This window comes from Streptomyces sp. NPDC102360 (genome assembly GCF_044766085.1).
Lineage (GTDB): Bacteria > Actinomycetota > Actinomycetes > Streptomycetales > Streptomycetaceae > Streptomyces.
This window is the reverse complement of record NZ_JBIWLG010000002.1, coordinates 22571-44019: the sequence shown is the minus strand read 5'-3', so window position 1 is coordinate 44019 and position 21449 is coordinate 22571. Positions and strand designations below refer to the sequence as shown.

At 72.7% G+C, this 21449-nt stretch carries 16 protein-coding genes; 8 read left to right on the top strand and 8 right to left on the bottom strand.

What is annotated here, in order from left to right; genetic code table 11:
* Positions 1-15: 15 nt before the first annotated feature.
* From ACIRHA_RS09785 to ACIRHA_RS09750, 8 genes are all read left to right on the top strand, one after another.
* A complete protein-coding gene (locus ACIRHA_RS09785; protein WP_403842324.1) occupies positions 16-2931 on the top strand; it encodes a BTAD domain-containing putative transcriptional regulator in 2916 nt (971 codons plus the stop codon).
* Positions 2932-3789: 858 nt separating this feature from the next.
* Positions 3790-4860 (top strand): AAA family ATPase, encoded by a 1071-nt coding sequence (locus ACIRHA_RS09780; RefSeq protein ID WP_403844383.1) that lies wholly within the window; start codon positions 3790-3792, stop codon positions 4858-4860.
* A 125-nt stretch (positions 4861-4985) separates the two neighbouring features.
* Positions 4986-6812: a hypothetical protein gene (locus ACIRHA_RS09775; RefSeq protein WP_403842322.1), complete on the top strand. Its 1827-nt coding sequence runs from the start codon at positions 4986-4988 to the stop codon at positions 6810-6812.
* A gap of 196 nt (positions 6813-7008) precedes the next feature.
* Positions 7009-7494, top strand: coding sequence for a hypothetical protein (locus ACIRHA_RS09770; protein WP_403842320.1), 486 nt, complete (start codon positions 7009-7011; stop codon positions 7492-7494).
* 67 nt (positions 7495-7561) lie between these two features.
* Positions 7562-8284 (top strand): DUF317 domain-containing protein, encoded by a 723-nt coding sequence (locus ACIRHA_RS09765; RefSeq protein ID WP_403842317.1) that lies wholly within the window; start codon positions 7562-7564, stop codon positions 8282-8284.
* A 109-nt stretch (positions 8285-8393) separates the two neighbouring features.
* The gene (locus tag ACIRHA_RS09760) at positions 8394-8885 is read left to right on the top strand and encodes a hypothetical protein (protein ID WP_403842314.1); all 492 of its coding nucleotides are present in this window, start codon (positions 8394-8396) and stop codon (positions 8883-8885) included.
* Between the two features lie 96 nt (positions 8886-8981).
* Positions 8982-9365, top strand: a complete 384-nt coding sequence (locus ACIRHA_RS09755; protein ID WP_403842312.1) for a hypothetical protein — start codon at positions 8982-8984, stop codon at positions 9363-9365.
* Positions 9366-9721: 356 nt separating this feature from the next.
* Positions 9722-10099 carry a hypothetical protein gene (locus ACIRHA_RS09750; protein WP_403842309.1) on the top strand — a complete coding sequence of 126 codons (378 nt, stop codon included), beginning with the start codon at positions 9722-9724 and terminating at the stop codon, positions 10097-10099.
* Between the two features lie 260 nt (positions 10100-10359).
* Here the strand turns inward: ACIRHA_RS09750 and ACIRHA_RS09745 are convergent, their stop codons facing one another.
* The 8 genes from ACIRHA_RS09745 to ACIRHA_RS09710 all read right to left on the bottom strand — a co-directional run bounded on the left by ACIRHA_RS09745 (position 10360) and on the right by ACIRHA_RS09710 (position 21161).
* Positions 10360-11250 carry a MarR family transcriptional regulator gene (locus ACIRHA_RS09745; RefSeq protein ID WP_403842306.1) on the bottom strand — a complete coding sequence of 297 codons (891 nt, stop codon included), beginning with the start codon at positions 11248-11250 and terminating at the stop codon, positions 10360-10362.
* Between the two features lie 264 nt (positions 11251-11514).
* Entirely contained in the window at positions 11515-12408 is an 894-nt protein-coding gene (locus tag ACIRHA_RS09740; protein ID WP_403842303.1) for an extensin, read from the bottom strand.
* Positions 12405-13340: an NlpC/P60 family protein gene (locus ACIRHA_RS09735; protein ID WP_403842301.1), complete on the bottom strand. Its 936-nt coding sequence runs from the start codon at positions 13338-13340 to the stop codon at positions 12405-12407. Before ACIRHA_RS09735 ends, ACIRHA_RS09740 begins: the two co-directional genes overlap by 4 nt.
* Positions 13337-14326, bottom strand: a complete 990-nt coding sequence (locus ACIRHA_RS09730) for a replication-relaxation family protein (protein WP_403842299.1) — start codon at positions 14324-14326, stop codon at positions 13337-13339. The genes ACIRHA_RS09735 and ACIRHA_RS09730 overlap by 4 nt, the downstream gene beginning before the upstream one ends.
* A 61-nt stretch (positions 14327-14387) precedes the next feature.
* Positions 14388-16781, bottom strand: coding sequence for a type IV secretory system conjugative DNA transfer family protein (locus ACIRHA_RS09725; RefSeq protein WP_403842296.1), 2394 nt, complete (start codon positions 16779-16781; stop codon positions 14388-14390).
* On the bottom strand, positions 16778-18661 hold the full coding sequence (locus ACIRHA_RS09720) for a VirB4 family type IV secretion system protein (RefSeq protein ID WP_403842294.1): 1884 nt from the start codon (positions 18659-18661) through the stop codon (positions 16778-16780). The genes ACIRHA_RS09725 and ACIRHA_RS09720 overlap by 4 nt, the downstream gene beginning before the upstream one ends.
* A complete protein-coding gene (locus tag ACIRHA_RS09715) occupies positions 18658-19611 on the bottom strand; it encodes a PrgI family protein (protein ID WP_403842291.1) in 954 nt (317 codons plus the stop codon). Before ACIRHA_RS09715 ends, ACIRHA_RS09720 begins: the two co-directional genes overlap by 4 nt.
* Entirely contained in the window at positions 19608-21161 is a 1554-nt protein-coding gene (locus ACIRHA_RS09710) for a hypothetical protein (RefSeq protein ID WP_403842288.1), read from the bottom strand. Before ACIRHA_RS09710 ends, ACIRHA_RS09715 begins: the two co-directional genes overlap by 4 nt.
* Positions 21162-21449: the final 288 nt, after the last annotated feature.

The window sequence follows — 21449 nt, the reverse complement described above, 5'->3', positions numbered from 1 at the left end:
GAAGGGACCACCGAAATGGTCCGCAGCATCGCCAGGCGCATCGCCGCCGCGGTCACCGCGCTCGGCATGACCGCCGTCATGCTCGCCCTGCTCGCCGGCATGCCGTACGTGCTGTGGCGGGCGGCCGGAAACCCATGGCCGGACCGGGTCGCGTCCTGGAGCGAGCTGGGTGAGCGGCTGATGCAACCGATCAGCGACCCGCTGATGATCGCCTTGTTGGCGGTGGTCGGCTGGGTGTGCTGGGCCGCCTTCGCCTGGTCCGTGATCCGGGAAGCCGTCTGGTACGTGGCGCATCTCCCGGAACTGCTGCGTGATCGGCGCGCCCACGAAGTACACATCGCCGCGCTGCCGTTCAAGGCCACCGTGGCCGCGTTCTGTATCGGCACCTTCGTGGTGGCGATGCTGGCCCTGTGGCGGCCGTACACCTCACAGGCCCAACAGTCCTGGGCAGAGGGGGAGATGAGGCCGCAGGTCGCCGCGACGGCCTGCGTGGAGCGGGTTCAGGCGCGTGCTGTCCCGCCGACCGCGCGGACGCTCGGCAGTGGGAGGGCCGGGGCCGGGGACTCCACTGCCGGGCCGGTACGCCCGGTCGCCGCCGGTATGGGCCGCGTACGGCGCATCGAGTACGTCGTCCAGGACGGTGACACCCTGTGGGACATCGCGCGCACGCACCTGGGCGACGGACTGAGATGGCCGCGCATCTACGCCCTCAGCAAGGACCGCACGCAGCCCGGCGGCGGACGGCTCACCGACCCGGACCTGATCAGGCCGGGCTGGCAACTGACCATCCCTGTCCCCGAGGCCGCCGCCCCGCCGTCGACTGCTCCGAACTCTCCGACTGCTCCGCATACCCCGAAGCCGGCCAGGCCGTCACCGTCTCCCGTACCGACCCCGACCGAGACGTCGCCGACACCGCACCAGCAGCCATCGGCCGGACAGGACGCAGGCGGCCACGACAGGTACGGGCGGCAGCCTGATGAAAGGGAAGGCCACCAGGCTCATGCGAGAGGTTTCTCCCCGGGGCGCGGCCCGGCGCAGGTCGACTTCGGCACGGCCGGCCTGATCGGCATCACCGCGGCCACCGGACTGCTCGCCACGCGCCGCGCCTGGCGAACCCACCAAGCCCGCCGACGCCGCGCCGATCAGGAAATCGAGCAAGGGCCGAGCCCGAGCCTCAGCCCGCTGGTGGTCAAGGCCATGCACGCCGGACACGAGGCCTCCCTGCCCGCCGACCGTGACGACCCCGAGGCGCTGATCACCCGACGTACCCCGCCCCGGCCACCACGCGCCCCCGACACGGTGACCGTCGGCCTCGACGAAGACGGCGACGAGGCGCCACTGGACGAACTGGCCGTCCCCGGCGGCATCAGCCTGCAAGGGCCCGGAGCCGAACAGGCCGCTCGCGCCTTGCTGGTGGGCGTACTGACTGCCGCCGAACGATGCCGTCCCGGCCTGCCCAACGCCAGGATGGTCGTCCCACAAGAACTCGCCGAGCGCTTGCTGCCTGGGCTGCCCACCCAGTTCACCGCGCTCACCCAGAGCAGCGGCCTCGGCGAGGCCGTCCGCCTCGCCGAACAGCACCTCATCGCCCACGGCCGTCACCACTACCTCCAGGACACCGATGCCCCGGAGCCTCCACTTGGACCGACTCCATCCACCGGCGGCCGTGCATCGAGTGCTACAGAAGGCGCCGAGGGAGGGATCGCCCCGGGCGCCCTGGTGCTCCTGGTCACGCCCGACGCCGCTCACATGGGACAGTTGCGCGCCCTGGCCGCCCGGAGCCGACCGGGCACCCTGATCGTCCTCACGCTCGATGCCGGGCTGGAGGGTGCGAGCCGATGGCACATCGACCCGGACGGCACCATCAGCCGTCCCACGCCGGCCGGCCAACACCCCGGGTTGGTACGGCTGTTCCGCCTCACGGCCGAGGCAGGAGGCGACATGGTCGACGTCCTCCTCGGCGCCCACGGCCAGAGTCCGCGCCTGCGCGTCGCCTACCGCCGGCCCGCCGCTCCCGTCCCCGTGTCCGCTGTGCCGGAACCGGAGCAGCCGGATCAGGACGACGGCTCGGCTGCGATCCCTGCCACCGACGATGCCGGCGGTGACGGCGGCGGTTCCTTGCGCGTCGCACTGCAGCCGACCGTCGTGCGCCGCCGCGAGCCGCAGCACAAGCCTGTACGCCTGCATGTCCTGGGCCCCATCACCCTGCACGCCCGTGGTAACCCGGAGCCCGTCGGCGCCAACCTGCGCGGCGAAGTCCATGAATTCCTCGCCCTGCTCGCCGCCCACCCGGCCGGACTTCTCGCCTCCGATATCGCCGAGAAGCTGCGCCTGGCAGACGGCGCCACCCACAACGCCCTGAAGAACCTGCGCCGCGCCGTGAGGCGAGCGCTGCGCGGCGCCACCGGAATCGGAGAACAGGAATTCATTCTCCTTCAAGGAGAACTCCATAAACTGCATCCGCAGCTGATGGAAACCGACCTCGCGGACTTCACCGGCCTCATCGAGCGCGCAGGCCGACTCTCCATGGGCGCGGAACACGCCGCCTGCCTGGATGCCGTCCAGCAGGCGCTCGCGCACTACCGCGGCCCGTTCGCCCAGGGGCGCGACTATCTGTGGGCCGACACCATCCGCGAACACCTCACCACTCAGGCCACCGACGCCGTCCTCCGCCTGGCCCACCAGAGGGAACACGCCGGTGAGGCGGGCGACCGTGAGGCGGTGCTCGCGTCGCTGGAACACCTGGGCACGATCCATCCCGACCATGAACAGGTGGCGCAGCACGCCATCCGCCTGTACCAGCAGGCCGGCCGTCACGACGCCGCCCGCCACACCTACGTCCGCCTGGAACGCCACCTCGCCGAACTCGACCTCGAACCGGACCAGGCCACCCAGGCACTCCTCGCCCCGGCGTTGCGTCAGGGCCGGTAAAGGGGCAGGTCGCGGCGCATTCTCACCAGGCGATCACCTGCAGCTGGCTCGCTGTCGTTTGCCCTGTCGTTCGTGGTGTCGTCTCTTACGTCGTTTCTGGTGTCGTCCTTGGAAACGACACCCGAGTCCGGGGTGTAGGGGCAGGTCAGGGCCACTGCGAGCCACGTGCGGGCGCGGGCGACTGTATATCGGTGTAGCAACACATCCCGATCTACTACTGCTCGGCGCCCCGGCCCCCTCGCTTCGCACTCCAACCGGTCACCTCTTCTCTCTCCGCCTCCTCACCTCTCTTTCTCACCTCTCCCCCTTCCCTCTCCCTCCTTCGGCTTCCTTCATCTGCCGGCCGCCCCTTGCCTGGTCTCGCCGAGGAGGCGCCGGAGTCGAGGCGGCGCGAGGCGGAGCCCGGGCCGCCGTGCCGGGCCGGTGGATTCGCACGCCGACTCGAATGATGCGGAGTGCCGGCGTTTTGGTCGCCTCTGGATCGGTCGCGACCGCCGTATTTCACGACCGAAGGCGTCCTGGCGCATTGAATTCTCCTGAATTCCCGTCGCGAATTTCGAGATATTCCAGCATTATCAAGCCGGAGCAGGGCTTCAGGTCACCCCCGGGGCGAGCTATATTTGAACTATTCCCGGAAAGGGCGGGAACGGAAAACTCACCGAAAGGCATTCCTCCTTTAATTCGAATGACGGGAGGAGTGTGTCCGGGGGTGGGGTGAATTCAAATGCGGAAAGTGCGATCGGAAAGGTCCCTGTGATGAGCGGTAGCAGCACACCTGCCTCGATGACCCCGGCCCCGGGGGCGGTACCGCCGCCCGGCGGGGGCGGGAAGGCGCGGCCGGGCGAGCTCCGGGCGCGGATCGCGCAGATCCTCACCGCCAGCCCGGCGGGCGAGTACACCGTCACCGAACTGGCCAGGATCCTCGGGCATTCGGGCGGGGCGGTGGGCAACGCCTGCGAGACCCTGGTTGCCCGGGGCGAGGCCGAACGCTCACAGGACAAGCCCCGTATGTACCGGGCCACCGCCACCACGGGGGCCGCCGCAGCGGGCGGCCCCGGCCCGGCCCCCGTAGTGCCGCCACCCGCACCCGGCCCGCCGCCCACGACGATCACCTCGACGGGCGGGAGCGGGACACCGCAGCCGATCGTGCGGCCGAACGGGCAGGCCTATCACCCGCGCGCGTTGGCGAACCTCCCCGATGTGGAGGCGCTGCGCCGCCTGCGCGCCGCCCATGTCCCCGTATTGCTGTACGGGCCGCCGGGTACGGGCAAGACCTCGCTGATCGAGGCCGCCTTCCCGGACTTGGTCACGGTGGCGGGAGACGGTGACACCACGGTCGGGGACCTGGTCGGCGAGTACACCCAGGATCCTTCGGGCGGCTATGAGTTCGTCTACGGGCCGCTGATCTGCGCCATGACCGGAGGGCGCCCGCTCCTCCTGGACGACGCCACGCTCATCTCGCCGAAGGTGCTGGCCGCCCTGTACCCGGCGATGGACGGCCGCCGCCAGATCCAGGTCAAGGCGCACAAAGGCGAGACGATCACCGCCTTGGACGGCTTCTACGTGATCGCCGGGCACAACCCGGGCGTGCACGGCGCGGTCCTCACCGAGGCCCTCGCGAGCCGGTTCAGCATGCAGATCCAGGTGGGCTCCGACTACGACCTTGCCGCTGCCCTGCACATCAACCCGGCAGCGGTACGCATTGCCCGGAACCTGGCCATCGCCCAGCAGGTCGGAGAGGTCGGCTGGGCCCCGCAGCTGCGCGAACTCCTCGCCTTCCAGAAGATCGCCAGCGTGCTCGGCGCGGATGCCGCCTTCGCCAACCTGGTCGGTGTGGCGCCGCTGGAGGACCGCGATGCGGTCACCGAGATCGTCACCAAGGCCATCGGCCGCCCCGTGACCGCCCTCAGCCTGGGCCGCCAACTCTGAACCACCCCCCGGGGGCGGCCCGCCCGCCCGCGCCGCCCCCGGGCACCCCCACCCCACCCCACCCCACCCCACCCCGCCCCGCCCCGCTTCGTACGCACCCTTTCCTGGAACGGAGTTGATCCGCCATGCCTGCACCCACCACCGCCCCGCTCACCTCCCACGTGCAGCACACCCCGCCCGCCGTCACCGCTACCGAGGCCGACCTGATGCGCTGGGAGGACGACGGCGCCCCGCCCTTCGAGATCCCGCCCGGCCGCCTGGCCCGGCAGTGGCTGCGCGTCTCGGCGGAACTCGCCAGCCGTCTGGCCGAGTTGGCCGGTCGCGACGACGTGATCGTCACCTGTGAACCCGGCACCCGGTCCGGGGCCCCGGCCGCCTTCTTCCCGACCCTGGCCCAACTGGAGATCGACGCCGCCCTGTTCGCGCCGCACCCGCCCGCCACGCTGCGCCCCGCACGCGTGGGCGACGAGGAGCGCTACCCGGCCGCCTGGGGCGCGTTCACCCACGAGGCCGCGCACGCCGCCCACACCCGCTGGACCCTCCCGCCCGCCCTGCGGGGCACCGCCCAGGGGCAGGCCGCCGAGCTGCTGGAGGAGGCCCGGGCGGAAGGCGCCCAACTGCGCCGCCGCCCCGCCGACCGCCGCTACCTGCGGGCCAGCGCACTGGGCATCATCGTGCCCAACTTCCAGCCCTCAACGGTCAACGACCGGTGGGCGGCGGCCACCGCAGCCGCCCTGCTCCTGGCCCGCCGGGACGCCGGAATCCTCGACCCGGACGAGACCGCCGACCTGGAGAAAGTGGTCCGTGCCCGGCTCGGCGACGACCTGTACGAGGACCTCGCCGCCCTCTGGCAGGCCGTACAGCAGGTGGCCGACGACGACGGCCCGCAGATGACGGCCCACGCCGAAGCCTGGTGCCAGGCCCTCGGCACGCAGCCGACCGCCCCTGAACCGCCCCCGATCCCGGTCCCCGGAGGCGGCGGTGGCGGCGGTCTCGCCGAGGCGGTCGGGCGCACCGTGTCGGCGGTATCCGCCCAGGAGGAGCAGATCGCCGCCGCGCAGGCGCATCGCCGAGCCCAGAAGCAAGCCAAGGCGGAGCAGGCCGAACGCGCCCGCCAGGGCGCCGAGTTCGGGAAGAAGGTGTTCGCCGCCCCCGGGCGCCCGCAGCGGGTCAAGCCCGCCCCCGGCCGCCGCCCCCAGTCCAGTCCCGTCACCCGCCGCCGGGCGCCGAGTGGCGTCGAGAAGGCGGCAGCCGCGCGGCTGGCCCGCGCCCTGAAGGCGGCGGCCTACCGTGAACGCACCACGACCGTCACCCGGTCGGCGACCCCGCCGGGACGGCTGAACATGCGCCAGGTGTTGGCCCGGGACGCCCAGCGGGCGGCCGGGGCCACCCCGACCGCGACGCCGTTCACCCGCACCGAACACCGCCCCACCCCGTCCCCGCCCCTGCGGGTGGGCATCGCGGTGGACATCTCCGGGTCGATGTGCGCGGCCACCGCCCCGATCGCCTCGGCCGCCTGGATCCTCGCCCGCGCCACCACGCTCACCGACCCCGACTCGCGCAGCGCGACGCTCGCCTACGACCGCGCGCTCACCGCGATCACCACCCCGGGCCGCGCCCCGGCCCAGGTCACCGAGTTCCAGGCCAACGGCCTGGGCCACCGCCTGGCCGAAGCGGCCGACACCCTCACCGCCGCCCTGGCCCTTGACCGGCCCGGCGCCGCCCGCCTGCTGGTGATCGCCTCCGACGGCCACTACGCGCCCGGCGAAGCCGCCCGCGCCCACCAGCGGATCACCGCGCTGCGCGCGGCCGGGTGCGCGGTGCTGTGGCTCGCCTTCGAGCCCGACGCCATCCCGCTGCCCGGTGTCACCTTCCTCGAACTGGCCGACCCCGCCCAGGCGATCACCGCGATCGCCACCGCCGCCACCCAGGCCCTCGCACACACCACCTGACCACCGACCGGCCCCACCAAGCCGCCCGCCGCACCGCCCGGGCGGCCCCCGGCCCCCGGCCCCCGGACCGCGCGACAGCCGCCACGCGCCGCGCCGTGACAGAAGACCACCCCGAAAACCTCCATTCCCAGTGAACCGCGCGCACATTGCCGACCCTCGCCCCGCCGAAGGGGCCGACCCGAAGGAGTACCCCGCCATGACCGCGACCCCCTCGATCGCCGAACAGGCCCGAACCGCCGCCGAGTTCGTCACCCGCACCCGCGCCACCGACCCCCGGGGCCCCTACCGGGGCGAGGACCACGCCCTGACCATCCTGCGGCTGTCCGCCCTCCTCGGCTTCGACCGCACCCGCATCACCGCCGCACCCGACGGGCTGCGCCGCCACCACCAGCTCGGCGAACCCGTCCGCGCCACCGCCACGTGCCCCACCACCAGCGAGGAGTACGTGTTCCTCAACCCCGACCCGACGTATTCGGACGAACCCCTGCACCTGCTCCGGCCCTGCCCGGCCTGCGGCGGCGAGGTCCCCCTCGTCCAGGTCATCACCCTCGCCGACCTCGGCACCTACCTCACCGACACCCCGGACCTCGTACGTATGCGCCACGTGCTGCACCTGCTCAGCGACCTCTTCGACGAGGACCCCGGCCACCGCTCCGGCTGCACCCGCCACACCAGCACGTAACCGAACGCCGCCCCACCCCCACCGACGCAGACAGATCAACCAGCCGTCACCGAAGGGAAGTTCACCGATGACCGCACCGTACCCCCACCCCGGATACCTGATTGCCCCGCGCTACCTGGCAGGCCCCGATGAGCAGGCCACCCACGCCCTGATGCACGCGCTGCCCGCCATGGGGTGGCACGTCGAGCACCTGCGTCAGGCGTACGCCTTCCACCTGCGCGAGGCCGACGGTCTGCTGGAAGCCGTCTACGTCCCCGCACATCTGCCCGCCGTGCGCGGCACGGGCCCGGGCGTGGGCTGGGAGTTCACCGCCCGCACCGCCCCCGGCACCCCGGCCGCCTGGAAGGTGTGCTTCGCGCCCGCCACTCCGCCGGAACTGATCACCACCCTGGCCACCGCCCTCACCGACCCCGAGCCCGGGCATGAACCCGGCCAGGCACCGCACTATCTGCGGCCTCCCGTCGCGCCCCTGGCGGCGACCGGGCCGTTGGAGGCGGCGGGCTGGATGCGCGATCGGGGCACGGACGAGTCGGCCTGGTACGCACCCGGTCAGCAGGCCGTCGTCGTCACCCCCACCCTGCCCCGCCCCTCGGGCCCCGGCACCACCAACTGGCTGCTCTCCGCCCGCCGCGCCGCCGACGCCCCCTCCCTGTGGCACGCCAGCGCCCACCCGGGCACCCCCACGCACCTCATCCGTGCCCTGTGTGCAGCCCTCACCGACCCGGCACCGGTAGTCCGCCCGACCCGGCCGGGCCCCGACATCGGCGCCGCCACGACCCCCCGCACCTGACCCGCACCCCAGGCCGCCCGCCACGGGCGGCCCGGGGCTCGGGCGCAGCGCCTTCGGGGCCGCGAACATCCCGGCCCCCGCCACGACAACCGCCACGAGGAGCCCGATCATGACCGAACCACACATCAGCCGCATCACGGGCACAGCAGCCCGCGCCAACACCTCCTCCACCCACACCGGTTCGGGCACGCCCCTCGAACCCGACGTGGGGCGGGGCACGCACCAGGCGGTCACGTCCTACGCGCCCGAACAGTGGCTCGGCACCCGCCTGGCCCAAGAAATCCTGCGGCGATCCGACGTGCTCGCCCATATCGAGACCGTGTGCGGCGACGGCACCGTGCTCGCCCCATTCGCACAGCTGATCAAGAACGCCGCCCGCGACCTGGACGACCTCGACCGGGACGCCGAACGACTGCGCGCTCGGCTGGCCGACAGTGCCGCTCACGGCGAGCGCTGTCTCGACGGCCCCTACCGCGACCACGAACACGCCCTCCAGATCGCCGCGCGGCTGGACCGGGCCTGTGCGGAACGCGACCACGCGACCCGTCACCTCACCCGGCTGCTGCACGCCTACCAGTGCGCGGTCACCCGGCAGCCGTAGCCACGCCCCGTGGCGCCCGGGACAGCTGCGTACCCGTCCCGGGTGCCACGGACGCCCGCCACCGCCCGCCGCCACGACCGAGAAAGGGCAGCCGCCATGACCACACCCCTAACCGACCACACCATCCTCGTAGGCCTGCTGACCGGCGAACCGATCGACTCCGGGAGGTGGACCGTGCTCGGACACAGCGCCTACGCCACGCCCAGCCCGGCCGCCGACATCCGCATCGTGATCGGCGTGCACCGCACGGCGCACATGGCCACGGCAACCGGGCTGCGCCTGCGCGCCGTTCACCGTCGACACGGCGAACTCGACAGTACCGTGCTGGACTTCGGGTGGACCGGAACCGACCCGTTCCGCGTCGCCCTGCTCTGCCACACGACGGGCACCGCCCGCCCCGGCCCGGACTTCCCCCGATGGTGGCAACAGGTAGAGAACTACCGCCTGTTGTGGACCGAGGGCCTGGCGGCACGGCGTTAGCGCGTACGAGCAAGAAGAAGCTCGTCGACACCACCACGTCCCGCGCCGCCGCCGAAGTCGACTCCACCGGCTGGCCGGTCACGACGCCACCGTGACGGCCACGGCAACAGCATGAGCACCCGGCCCCCGCCCGGCCACGGCCTGGTGGGGCCTGTCACGCCCACCGCGCCCTCAACCCCCGTGACGCCACCGTGCCCAACTTCAACGTCGGGCAACAAGAGCTGGAGGACGGTGACTTCGGTGCTACACGTGTTGACTCTCTTTAGGATGCAGTTGTGTTCCATACCCCTTTCCGGCGCTCCCTTCATTGGGCAGCCGTTGTTCCGCTCACCGCGCTGGCTGTGACGTCATGCGACATGGAGGGTGATCCGGCGACGGCCTCCGTCGACCGGGTCGTCGGCGACTGGGAGGCGGAGTCCGGTGCGAGGCTCTCCCTCGCCGCCGATCACACGTTCACCTCGGCACGCTTGGCCTCCGGCGGTCTGGCCGGGACGGGGTGCCCGGTTGGCCGGGGCAGCGGGGACTGGGCGTTCTTCGCCCACGACGGCGCGGACTCTTACACCACTTCGAAGAAGGCCAACTCCGGATCGGAGATCGGCCTCATGTTCGGTGCTCCTTCCGAGGCCAGTTGCCATATAGATCTGACGGTCGTCGACCATGGCAAGTCGCTCTGTGCGACGGACGACCCGGACCTGCCCTGCGGCCTGAACACTCGCTTCGAACGCGCGAAGTGACAGGGCCAAGGCCCACTCCATCGATGAGCGGTGCCCAGCCTGGCCCGTCGGTGCCCGTGTCGGTTGCGGGAACGTGCGCCGGTAGGCAGTCGGGGATGTGCCGAGGACGCGGTGGACAGGGGACCTGCCGGCGTGGGATGTCGGGCACGCCCAGGAGAGCCTGCAGATCACTGGCCCGGGCCGAGTGGCAATGCCGGAGCCCCGAGGCCGGGCCCGCCGTGGTGTGGCGGGTCCGGCCTCGGGGCTCCGTGCGGGGGCGGTCACTCCTGCGGGCGTTCGGCGCCCCCGGGGACGATCCGGTAGGTGCGGGGCCGTTCGGTCACCTGCTCAGCGATGCCCAGACCAGCCAGCTTGACCAGGCAATTCGCAATGGCTCCCGAGGACTTCTCCAGAACCCGGCTGACTCCGGTCGCGGTGAACGCTTCCTCCGGGTGGGCCGTGAGATGGGCGAGGACCAGCTGCCGCAGACTGCCCGGCGCCAGCCGTACCGTGGAGCCGACCGGCACGGGCTTCGGCTGCTGCGGTGCAGCGGCAGACAGTGGCGTCGGCTCAGTGGGCTCTTCCGGGGTCGCCGGGGCGCCGGGTGTCGCGTTCGGCGGTGTCATCGCCTCCTCCGGATCGGCCTCGATGCGGCTTTCCTCGGCCCCGGTGATGCAACTCTGCGTCTCCGCCTCCGCCTCCGCCTCCGCCTGCGTCTGCGTCTGCGTCTGCGTCTTCGGCTGGAGCGTGAGGGTCTCGTGCGCCGCGTCGTCCTGGGTGTTCGGGGACTGGGGTGCTGGGTCGGCGGGTTCCGTGGCGTTCTGGGGTGAGAGGTGCGTCGGGGCCGTGGTTGCCTTCGGCGGGGACGCCGGTCCCGAGTCCTGGGCAGGCGCGGGGGCCGGGTGCCAGCGGTCGGGGGTGCGGCGGGGGCCGTCGTGGCCGCCGGGGGTGCGTACGGCCAGCCCGTGTGACTCCAGTGTGGTGAGGGCCTTGCCGGTGGTGGAGCGGCCGAGGCCTGCGGCGAGTGCGAGTTCGGCGACGGTGATCCCGTCGGGGTGCGCGGACAGGTGGGTGTAGGCGGTGGCGGGTGTGCCGCTGAGGTTGCCCAGCGGTTCAGGTGCGGGCACCGGGCGAAGTGCGCGGATCGTGGTGCTGCCGGTGGTGTCGGACATGGTGGGGCCTCGTCTCCGATGGCGTGGTGTTCGGATGGTGGGGGCCCGGCCGGGGCGCGGCGCTACAGTGGCGCCGCGGGGGTCGATCGGGCGTGTGCGCACCACGTTCTTCCCGGTCGGATCCGGATTGTCCGCCCGTGAGTTCACCGATCTGATCGTGGGCGGGGTCGCCGGTTGGGACCATGGACGCCCCAGCTCCGCCGACAAGTCAAGCGGGCGGTGCAGATCGATGGGATCGGCCCCGTCGAGTGGTAACGCCGCTGGTCACGAGAGCGGCTTCGGTTCATCGGGGTTGCGCTGCAGAAGCCGGGCGCGGATCTGTGCGGCACGCTCGGGGCCGATGCGCAGATCGGTGCGCAGCCGCCACACGCTCGCCGGCCGTCCCCGTGCGGCGCGGGCCGCATTGTCCAGGGCGACGGCGCGCGCCCATAGGTCGCCGTCTGCCGGGTCGTCCGCCGCCGGCGGGAACGTGGGGGCATACGACGGCCGCGGGGGCGTGTCGGCGCCGTTAACGGCCGCCGTCGGTACCGGTGTGCGCGGGTCGACGGCGGACGGTGCGTCTCGCCATCCGGCGAGGCTGGGTATTGAGGTGACGGGCGTAACAGCGCCTGGACTGTGGCGAGTTGCGGTGGGCGTGGTGTGCGGTGGGGTCGATCTGGTGTGGTCGGTAGGGGGCCGATCGGTCTCCGGGCCCGGATCGGTGGCGTGGATCTGTTCCAGGAGTGCGCCGATGGTGCGTCGGTAGGCGGCGATCGTTTCTGTCAGCAGGATCAGTAGGAGTGCTGGTGTGAGGTGCAGCAGGACCGCCGCCGGGTCTGCGTGGCGTGGCCAGCCGATCTGTCTGTCCGGCCATAGCGAGGCCCAGCTGTTCATCAGCGCCGCTGTGCAGCCTGCGGACCAGCGGAGAGCGGCCGACCAGGTCGGTGGGCGGATGCCCCAGGAGGCCAGGCGGGAGTCGGCGAGCAGCACCACCGTCAGCGCGGACGCGAGCATGGGGTCGAGCAGGATCGCGATCGGTCCGGGAACGCCGCGCGAGGTGGCGAACAGGGTGACGTTGGTGGTGGTGAAGATCAGGGCGAGAATGCCGACCGCGCACAGCACGCGGGTCATCGTGCGCAGCAGTCGCCGCGCGTCGTGGGCGTCCGGTGTCGTGTTCACCGCGAACTCCCGTTAGCGCGGGGGTGCTTGGTCGGGCGCGTGATACCGAAGAGGTGTCCCTGGGAGGCGAGGGAGTCTTGGCGCACTACGGAGTGGCTGTTGGGGGCGTGGATCATCTGGCCGCCGCCGATGTAGAGGCCGACGTGGTGGAGGTTGTGGCGGGTGCCGAAGAAGACGAGGTCGCCAGGGAGGAGAGGTTGCCCCTGGGGGACCTTGGGTGTTGCCTCGTACTGGGCCTGTGCCACGCGGGGCAGGGCGGTGCCGGCGGTGCGGTAGGCGGCCTGGGTCAGGCCCGAGCAGTCGAATCCGCCCTCGGCCGCTCCGTCGCCTCCCCATACGTACGGGGCGCCGAGCTGGGAGCGTGCGTATGCGACTGCCTTGGCGGCCGCGTCGGTGGGGGCGGGTGTGGCTGCTGCGTACTGGGAGGCGATGTCGAGGACTTGATTCACGTAGGCGTCGCTGTGGTTGTAGTGCCAGATGGAGCGTCTGAGGTTCTTGTTGTTTCGGGCGCCGTTGGCGCACAGCAGGCGGACGGCGGCGTAGACCGCGTCGATGGGGTCCCAGGGGGTGGGCGGTTTCTTCCCGCCGGGCGGCACCGGGTGTGCGTACGCCGGAAACGTGTCCTTCATGAACTGCATCGGCCCCACCGCGCCTGCCGGTGACACCATCGTGGGGTGCCGTCCGTGGTTCGTCTCGACCTTGCCGATCGCCGCGACGATGGTCCAGGACAGGCCCGGGCATTCGGGGGCCGCGCGCTGGTAGAGCGTGAGGTAGGAGGGCGGGATGTCGGCGAGTGCGTGCTTGCTGGGGGCGGCCGAGGTGCCGAAGGGGAGCAGGCTGGACAGCTGTGCGGCGACGGCGAGTACGGCGATCAGGGGGAGCGCGATCAGGGCGCAGCCGGCGCCGGTGGCGGTCTTGGCGAGGGTGCTCATGACGTGGGTTCTTCGGTGGGCGGCAGCGGCGGGACGGGCAGGGTGAGCGCGGTGTCGGCGTCGGTGGGCGCGAGGCCGGCGGCGGGGGTGAGGTCGGCCCAGTGGACGGGGAGGCGGGTGAGGGTGGTGCGGTGGCTGCTCGGTCCGAGCGGGGTCCACCAGGGGCCCCAGGGGGAGTCGGTGGTGAAGTCGGCCGAGGTGGTGGCGACGGGAAGGTTCAACTCGCGGGCCGCAGAGGTGAGTCGGTGGCGGATGGCTTGGTCGCGGGAGTGGGTGCGGGTGTGGATGAGGAGGGCGGGGGTGCTGCCGGTGGCGGTGCGGAAGGCGGCGTAGCCGGTGAGTTTCGCCTCGACGCGGGCGAGGGGCTGGCTGCCGGTGTCGTATTCGAGGAAGAACGGCAGGAGGTGCTCGCCGTCGCGCCAGTGGGCGTAGGCGTCGGGGCGGATGATGTCGCCCCAGCGGCGGGCGCAGGAGCGTTCCGACAGCCACAATTCCAGGTGGATGTCGGGGTGTTCGTGGTGGTGGGCGGCGAGGTGGGTGAGGACGTCGTTGGTGCCGAGGTCGTGGCCGAGCCAGGGGGAGTAGGCGATGCGGCCGGTGGAGGTGGGGCGCCAGCCGGTGGCGGCGAGGTCGAGTCCGGCGTGCGCGGCGAGCAGGGCGGCGCCGGCGGGGCCGAGGGTGTAGTGCTCGGGGGCGGAGCCGGTGGCCGTGAGGGGGCGGAAGGAGTCGACGACGGCGCATCGGTGCAGGGTGCGCAGGCGGCGCTGGGCGGAGCGGCGGCCGGTGTGGAGGAGGCGGGTGATCTGGTCGGTGGTCAGGACCTGGTGTTCGTGGAGCATGCGGGCGAGCCACAGGTCGCGGGGGGTGAGGCGGCGGGTGAGGGCCGCGATGTTCAGGTGGCGTGGGGTGGGGCGTGGGCGGGTGGTGGCGGCGCGGGCGGTGTAGCGGGAGCCGGGGCCGGTTGCGGGACGGGGGAGGGAGGGCATGGCAGGTCACCGCCGGTACGTCAGGGCCGAGTTGAGGTGGGTTCGGGTGGAGGGCAGGAGGTCAGGGGCCGGTGGCCGGGCGGGGGCCGGTGCGCGCGGCCGCGGCGGCGCGCAGGTCGCGGGCGCGGCCGGGCACCGGCGTGGGCAGCGGGCGGGTGGTGAGTGTGAACGCCGCCGACTCGGCGCCGTCGGTGAGGAGGTGGGCGGCGGCCTGGTAGGGGCCGAGGTGGGCGAGGTCGTGCGCGGCCAGGGTGGGCAGGGTGTGGCGTTCCAGGGCGTGCGCGTCTTCGGGGGAGGCGTTGAAGAAGACCTTGTTGCGGGCGTTGGCGGAGATGCCTTCGCGCAGGTCACGGGGGAGCTGGGCGAGGTGCTGGTGCGCGAGGGTCATGGCGAGGCGGTAGCCGCGGGCCTCGGCGAGCATGTCCTCCAGCGGATACGGCAAAGTCAGGAAATTGTGCGCTTCGTCCATATACAGGTTTGCGTCGATGCGGGTGCGTTCGGGGGTGCGGGCGCGGGCGGCGGTGGCCTGCCAGGCTCCGGCGACGATGAACGAGCCGAGCAGCCGGGCCGTCTCCTCGCCCAGCGCGCCCTTGGGGAGGCGGGCGAGCAGGATGCCGCCGTCGAGGACGCCGGTGAGGTCGAAGGTGGAGGGGCCTGCGGCGATGGCGCGGCGGGCGAAGTCCCGTAGCAGGAACGCGCGGAGCTTGTTCATGACGGGGCCGATGACGGCGGCCCGTGAGGGCTCGGACATCGACTCGTACCAGGCCCAGAACCCGCGCAGCACCGGGTCCTTGAGGGCGGGCACGATCCGCAGCCGAAAGGATGTCTCGCCCAGCAGGCGGGGGATGTCGGCGAGGGTGACTTGTTGCCGGGTGGCCTCGCGGTGTTTGAGGAGGGTGAGGCAGGCGGCGCGCATGACGTCGTCGGTGCGCGGTCCCCAGAAGGCGGAGAAGATGCGGCGGAAGATGCCGGTGATGTTGTCGGTGACGACGTCGATGTCGGCGCCGTCCAGGACGTTGAGGCAGGGCGGGGTGTGGCGGTCGTCGGGGTCGATGAGGACGAGGCGGTGGGCGCAGGTGTCGGGGAGCCGGTCGAGGAGGTCGGTGATCAGGTCGCCCTTGGGGTCGATGACGATGACGCCGCGGCGGCTGTGTACGTCGTCCAGGACAAGGTTGGCGATCAGGGTGGATTTGCCGGAGCCGGTGGCGCCCATCAGGTGCAGGTGGTGGCGGGCGTCGGCGGCGGCGAGGCCGACGCCGCGGCGCGCCCCGGTGTCGGAGGATCCCAGCGGTTTCACGCCCGAGCCGGGGGCGGGTTCGGGGATTTGCGGGGGCGGCAGGACGCTGCGGGCGCCGGCCCGTCGCAGACCGGGGGCGTCGGGGTCGAGCGGAAGGTGGGCGAGGGCGGCGAGTTCGGGCACGGACAGCAGGGCGGTGCGGGCGGGCATGCGGCGGTGGGTGAGTGCGGGCTCGGGGTGGGGCAGGCGGGTGCGGGCGAGCCAGTTGCGTTCCGCGTACAGGCCGAACGCGGAGGCGAGGGTGTGGGCGCGGCCGCGTACGACGTCGTTCGCGCGCTCGGTTTTCGGGGTGGTCGTGGCGGCGTAGGTGAGGGCGCACTGCCACTGGGGGCCGGAGAGTTTGGTCGCTGACTGGCGTACGGCGGTGGTGTGTTCGGGGTCCTGTTTGTTGGTGGCCGCCGGTTGGGGGCGGTGGGTGAGCAGGGCGGTGAGGGCGGGGAGCCGGTGGGTGGGGGCTCCGGCTTTGAGGCGGCGGGCGGTGCGGCGGGCTCGGCGCAGCGCGGCTCCGGTGGCGGGCCGGGCCAGGATCTGGACGCAGGCGCTCTCGCCGTCGCTCATGCCGGTGGCGGCCTGGAGGAGGGCGCGCAGCGGGTCGGCGGGGTGCTCGGTGCGTAGCGGCAGTACGGCGGGGCGGGCCGGGTGCAGCCGTCCGGCGCTGGCCAGATGTCCTGACGGCAGGAGCGGGGGCGGTTCGGTGACGCGGGTGTGGGCGCCGGGCCACGCCGCTTCTACGGCCCGGCGCAGCAGGGCGAGGGGGACGGTGGCGGGGACCCACAGGGTGATGCGCAGCCCGGTGTGGTTCCAGGCGTATTCGAAGGCGAGGTGCGGCTGGACGGTGGCCAGTCTGTGCCACCAGGGGCGCAGCAGGCCGGAGAGTTGGGCCCACAGCACTTCGCCGCCGTGCGGGGCGACCATGGGCGGGGCGAGGATCTCCACGCAGCGGGCGCCGTCGGCGAGCCGGTCGTGGCGGGCGCGGTGCACGTAACGGCGCCCCACCGAGGTGGCGAGGGCGAGCAGCAGGCCGGCAGGGGCGAGGACGGGCGCGGCTGCGGTGACCCAGGTCAGGACGTGGCGGCCGAGCGCGCTCCAGAAGGTGCTCGGGTCGGTGAGGAAGTCGACCAGGATTCCGTCGGCGACCGTCAGAGTGGCGGTGGTCATCGAATCCACCCCGCCTCGGGGCCGTCCTCGTCGGAGGATTCGCTGGAGTGGTCATCGGGGTCGTCCGGGTCGGTGGGTTCGTCGTCCAGGGCGTGCTGCTGGGCGGCGAGCTCTCCCGGGTCCGTGGTGATGACGGCGTGCTCTCCCGGCGCCGCCACACTGATCATCGCGACTTTGTGGCGGCGGTCGCCGGTGAGGAGCAGGGCCTCTCCGCGGGCGGCGGAGAGGATGAATTCCCGTTCTCCGTGCGAGAGATGGAACTGTTCGGTGATCTGGTCGATGGCCTGGGGCGCCTGCCGCAGCAGGATCTGGGTGGCGGAGTTGGAGACGATGGCCCGGCCCAGTTCGGAGGCCAGTACGTCGTCGGCGTCCTGGGTGACGACCGCGAGGCCGGTCCAGTGCTTGCGGGCGGCCTTGGCCATGCGGAACAGGAACCGGGCGCCGGCGCCGTCGCGCATCAGCGTCCACGCCTCGTCCACCACGACCAGGTGTCTGCCGGTACGGGCGCGCGAGGCGGTGTGCCGCCAGATGGTGTCCAGGGCGAGCACCATGGCCGGGGCCCGGACTTCCTCGGGCAGACCGCGCAGCGCGAAGACGACGAGATGCCCGGTGGGCGGTGTGGTGGTGGGGCCGTTGAACAGGCCGGCGTGGGAGCCGGTCACGTAGGGCTCCAGGCGGCGGGCAAGATCGAGCGCGGCCGGATCGGTATCGGCTGCCAACACCGCAGCCAGATCGGCAAGTTGGGGCGGGGTGCGGGGCCAGGTTCGCGGGTCGCCGGTGATGCCGGCGGCGTGGTAGGTGGCCAGGATGCCGCGGTCCAGGACCGCCTTCTCGGCTCCCGTCAGGTCCGTGTTGAAGAGCACGGCGAGGAAAGTGTGCAGGAACAGCACCCGGCGGGTGAGCACGTCCTCGCCCGCGTCGGAGGTAGCGGGCAGGTCGAAGGGGTTGAGGCGTACCCCGTCGGTGCCCAGGGCGATGATGTGGCCGCCGACGGTTTCGGTGAGGCGTACGTACTCGTTCTCCGGGTCGATGACGCTCGCGGTGACGCCGGTGAACAGCAGGCGCAGCAGCTCCAGCTTGGTGAGATACGACTTGCCGGCGCCGGAGCGGGCCAGGGTGATGGAGTTGTAGTTGTCCTGCGCGAAGCGGTCCCACAGCACGGGCGCGCCGGAGACGCTGTTGAGCCCGTACAGCACCCCTGTCGGTGTGTCGTCCTGGTCGAGGGTGAGGGGCAGGTCGGGGCTGGTGAAGGGGAAGCAGGCGGCGAGCGCGGCGGTGTCGAAGGTACGGCGGATCTTCAGTGTGTCCAGGCCGAGGGGGAGGGTGGCGAGCCAGCCGGGCAGTGCCCGGTAGGTCGTGGGTGCGACCGAGACGAGTAGGGATTCGGCCACCGCCCGCACGGCGGCGGTCTGTTCGGCGAGTGTGGTCTCGTCGGCGGCGTGCACGGTGAGATACAGGGCGAGTTGGAAGAGTTTTCCTTCGCCGCGGGCGATGCGGTAGGCGAGGTCGGCGGCGTCGGCCGCGGCGGCTTCTACTTCGGGGTCGTCGAGGCGGCCCTTGTCGAAGCCGGTGCGGCGGCCGGACTCCAGGCGGGCGCGCTGTTTCTTCAGGCCGGCCGCCGCGACGGCGTTGGGTACGGGTTCGATGTGCAGGGCGATGTCGAGGTGGCCGGGGAAGTTCAGCAGTGGTGCGAGCCAGCCGGGGGTGACCTCGGCCGGGTAGCCGGTGACGACCAGGGTGGAGGTCAGGTGGGCGCCGACGGTGAGCATGCGGGCGTGGACGGCGACGGACTCCGGGCCGAGGGGCTGGAGTAGTTCGGATGCGGATGCGGATGCGGATGCGGGAACGGGAGCGGGTGTGGGGTGGCGGTGGCGCTTCATGTGGATGCTCCCGGGGGTGTGGGTGCGGATGCCGGTGTGGGGGTGTCGGGGTTGCATGCGGCCTGGATGAGGTGGGTGACGGCCGGTGCGTCGAGGGCGCGGACGGTGACGTCGGCTGGTGCGAGGGTGCGGGCTGCTTCGTTCAGGCGCTGTTCGGCCCGTCCCGCTGCCGCGCCGCTGTGGCGGCGGGCGGTCTGGGCCGGCTTCGGTTCGCGGGCGACCAGCACGATCTGGCGGGCCAACAGGTCGCCGACGGCCGCGAGTTGGGTCAGGAAGGCGGCGTGTGCGCGGGCCGCGTCCTCCAGGGCCGGGTGGGGGAGCGCCGGTGCCTCGTGCTGGAGCTGGTTGGCGAGCGGGGCCAGGTCGATGCGGTGGCAGCGCACCAGCAGTTGGGCCGGTCCGGTCAGTGAGTTGAGCCAGCGGGCGAATGCCGCGGTCAGGGCCTGCTGTTCGGCGCCCGAGCGCAGGTCGAAGTTGACCGTGGAGCACGTGGCCAGCGCCGCGACGCCCTCCGGGCCGAGGTCCAGGACCCCGGCGGGGGTGACCCCGTCGTAGGGCATCCGCATCGCGGTGGGAGGCGGCCCGGCCGACTTGGCCAGTGACCGGTCGACGAGCGCGGGCAGCGGCGGGACGCCCTCGGGAGCGTGGACGCGGCGTTTGGGGGTGCGGGCGTGGGCGAGGGCGGCCAGAGCGAAACGGTCCAGGCCGATGCCCTCCCGGCTGCCCAGGACGATCGCGCCCGCCACCCCGGCGACCGGCGTGATCAGCGCGAGATAGGCGAGCGGCGCCATGAACGGCCGAGATGCCCAGTAGCCGCCGTAGAGGATCAGCGCTACCACGGTGAGCAGGGCGGCCTGGCGGGCCGTCAGGGGGCCGAGGATCTTGTCCGAGCGGCTGATGTCGGAGGGGATCTTGACCGCGGTGACCATGTCGTCGTCGTACGTGTTCATCGCGTGGGCCTCCTGGGGGTAGGGGTGTTACGGGGTGGTTCCAGTGGGAGCCGCAGCGGCATCGGGCGTGCAGGGCGGATCTGTGCGCGCGGGATCGGGGTGCGCGGGAGGCGGCCAGGGGCTGGTGACGGCGGGGCTGGTGGGGCCGGTGGCGTGGCCGTCGCCGCAGTGGACAGGGGCGGTGTGCTTCCGGAGGCGGGTGCCGGTCGCTGCGTGGCGGATGGACGTGTGGTGGTGCGGGGGACACGGCGCGGTGGGGACGGCGTGGCGGGCGCCGGTGGTGGAGTTGGCCGTGGCGGCCTGGGGGCCGGGCCACGGGGCGAGGGCGGGGTGCCGCCCGCGGGTTGGACTCCGGGGCCGGGCCTGGGGTCCGGGCCGCGGGGCCGTCCCGGTCCGGGTGGCGAGGGCGCCGGGCCGCCACCAGGACCAGGACCGGGGCCCGTTCCGGAACCAGCACCGGTCCCAGGCCCAGGCCCAGGCCCAGGCCCGGGACCAGGCCCAGGCGCGGAGCCGGGACCGGGGCCCGGCGGACGCCCTCCCGGCCCGGGCCGCGGGCCACCCCCGCCGCCCCCACCTCGACCGCCGCCTGGCCCGGCCCGCCGGATCAGCCGGTGCAGCCCCGCGCCCCCGCCGCCACCTTGGCCCCGTCCGGCCAGGGCCGCTCCGGCTCCCGGAGCGGCGACGTTCATGAGCTGCCACAGTGCGACGGACCTGACCATCCGCAGCACGCCCCCACCCCGCGGTGGAGTGATCGGCGATGCCCGGAAGATCAGCTGCGTGGTCCAGCCCGGAATCTTGAACAGCACCCAGAACAGGGCCAGTCCGGCCAGCGGCGTCCCCAACGCGCTCGGTCGCGGAAAGCCGAGCACGGTGTTGCCCGGCGCGAAGAACAGCTTCAGCCCGAGGACGAAGACCATCGACTGCGCGACCTGGATCGACAGGCAGCCGGCCAGCGCCCGCCACCACATCCGGGCCAGACCGTCGGTGACCGGATGCGCATGGCACGACAGCACCAACGGCGCCGAGACGGCGAGCAGCGCGATGACCGCGACGCGCACGATGTAGCCCATCAGCACCGCGATCACCATCACGGCCGCCAGACAGTTCAGGAACACCAGATACATGGCGCCGCCGGCCGCCGGGGCCAGGACGTAGCGCAGTGACTGCTCGACCAGGCCGTGTTCGGCGTCCGACAGGTCGGCTCCCATGACGGCGGCGGACAGCGCGTTGGCCAGGCCGATCGCCATGCTGATTACGGTCTTGGAGGTCGCGGCGGCGACCATGCCCACCAGCAGTCGGGGTGCGATCTGCTTGAGCGCGTACCGGTTCTGCACGGTCTCGTAGCCCATGACGGTGACGCCGCCCGCCGTCACGAACAGCACGTAGAAGCCGGCGGCCAGCGCCAGACAGGCGGTCCACAGCCGGGCGACGGCCCGCTGCCCGGTGACGTCGGGCGTGGACAGCAGGGTGTCAGCGAGCAGGTCCCGTACCGGCTTCATGACCTGCTTGACGATGCTCGTCAGGAACGACGAGATCGCGTCCGTGATCATGCCGGTGATGTCGAACAGTCCCGCGCCCTCCCCCGAGCAGTCGCCGCCGTTGGTGACTTCGCAGGCGGGCGGGATCTCGCCGGTGGAGGGTTCGCGCGGCCCGGGCTTCTTCGGCCTCTCCTTCCCGCTGCCCGGCGAGGGGACCGGGCCGGGAGTGGGGGAGGGCTCGGGATCCGGTGCGGGAGCGGGCCCCGGACCGGGCCCCGGACCGGGCCCCGGACCGGGCCCCGGACCGGGGCCCGGGCCGGGAGACGGTTCCGGCCGCGGAACGCTGGGCGCCCTCACCAC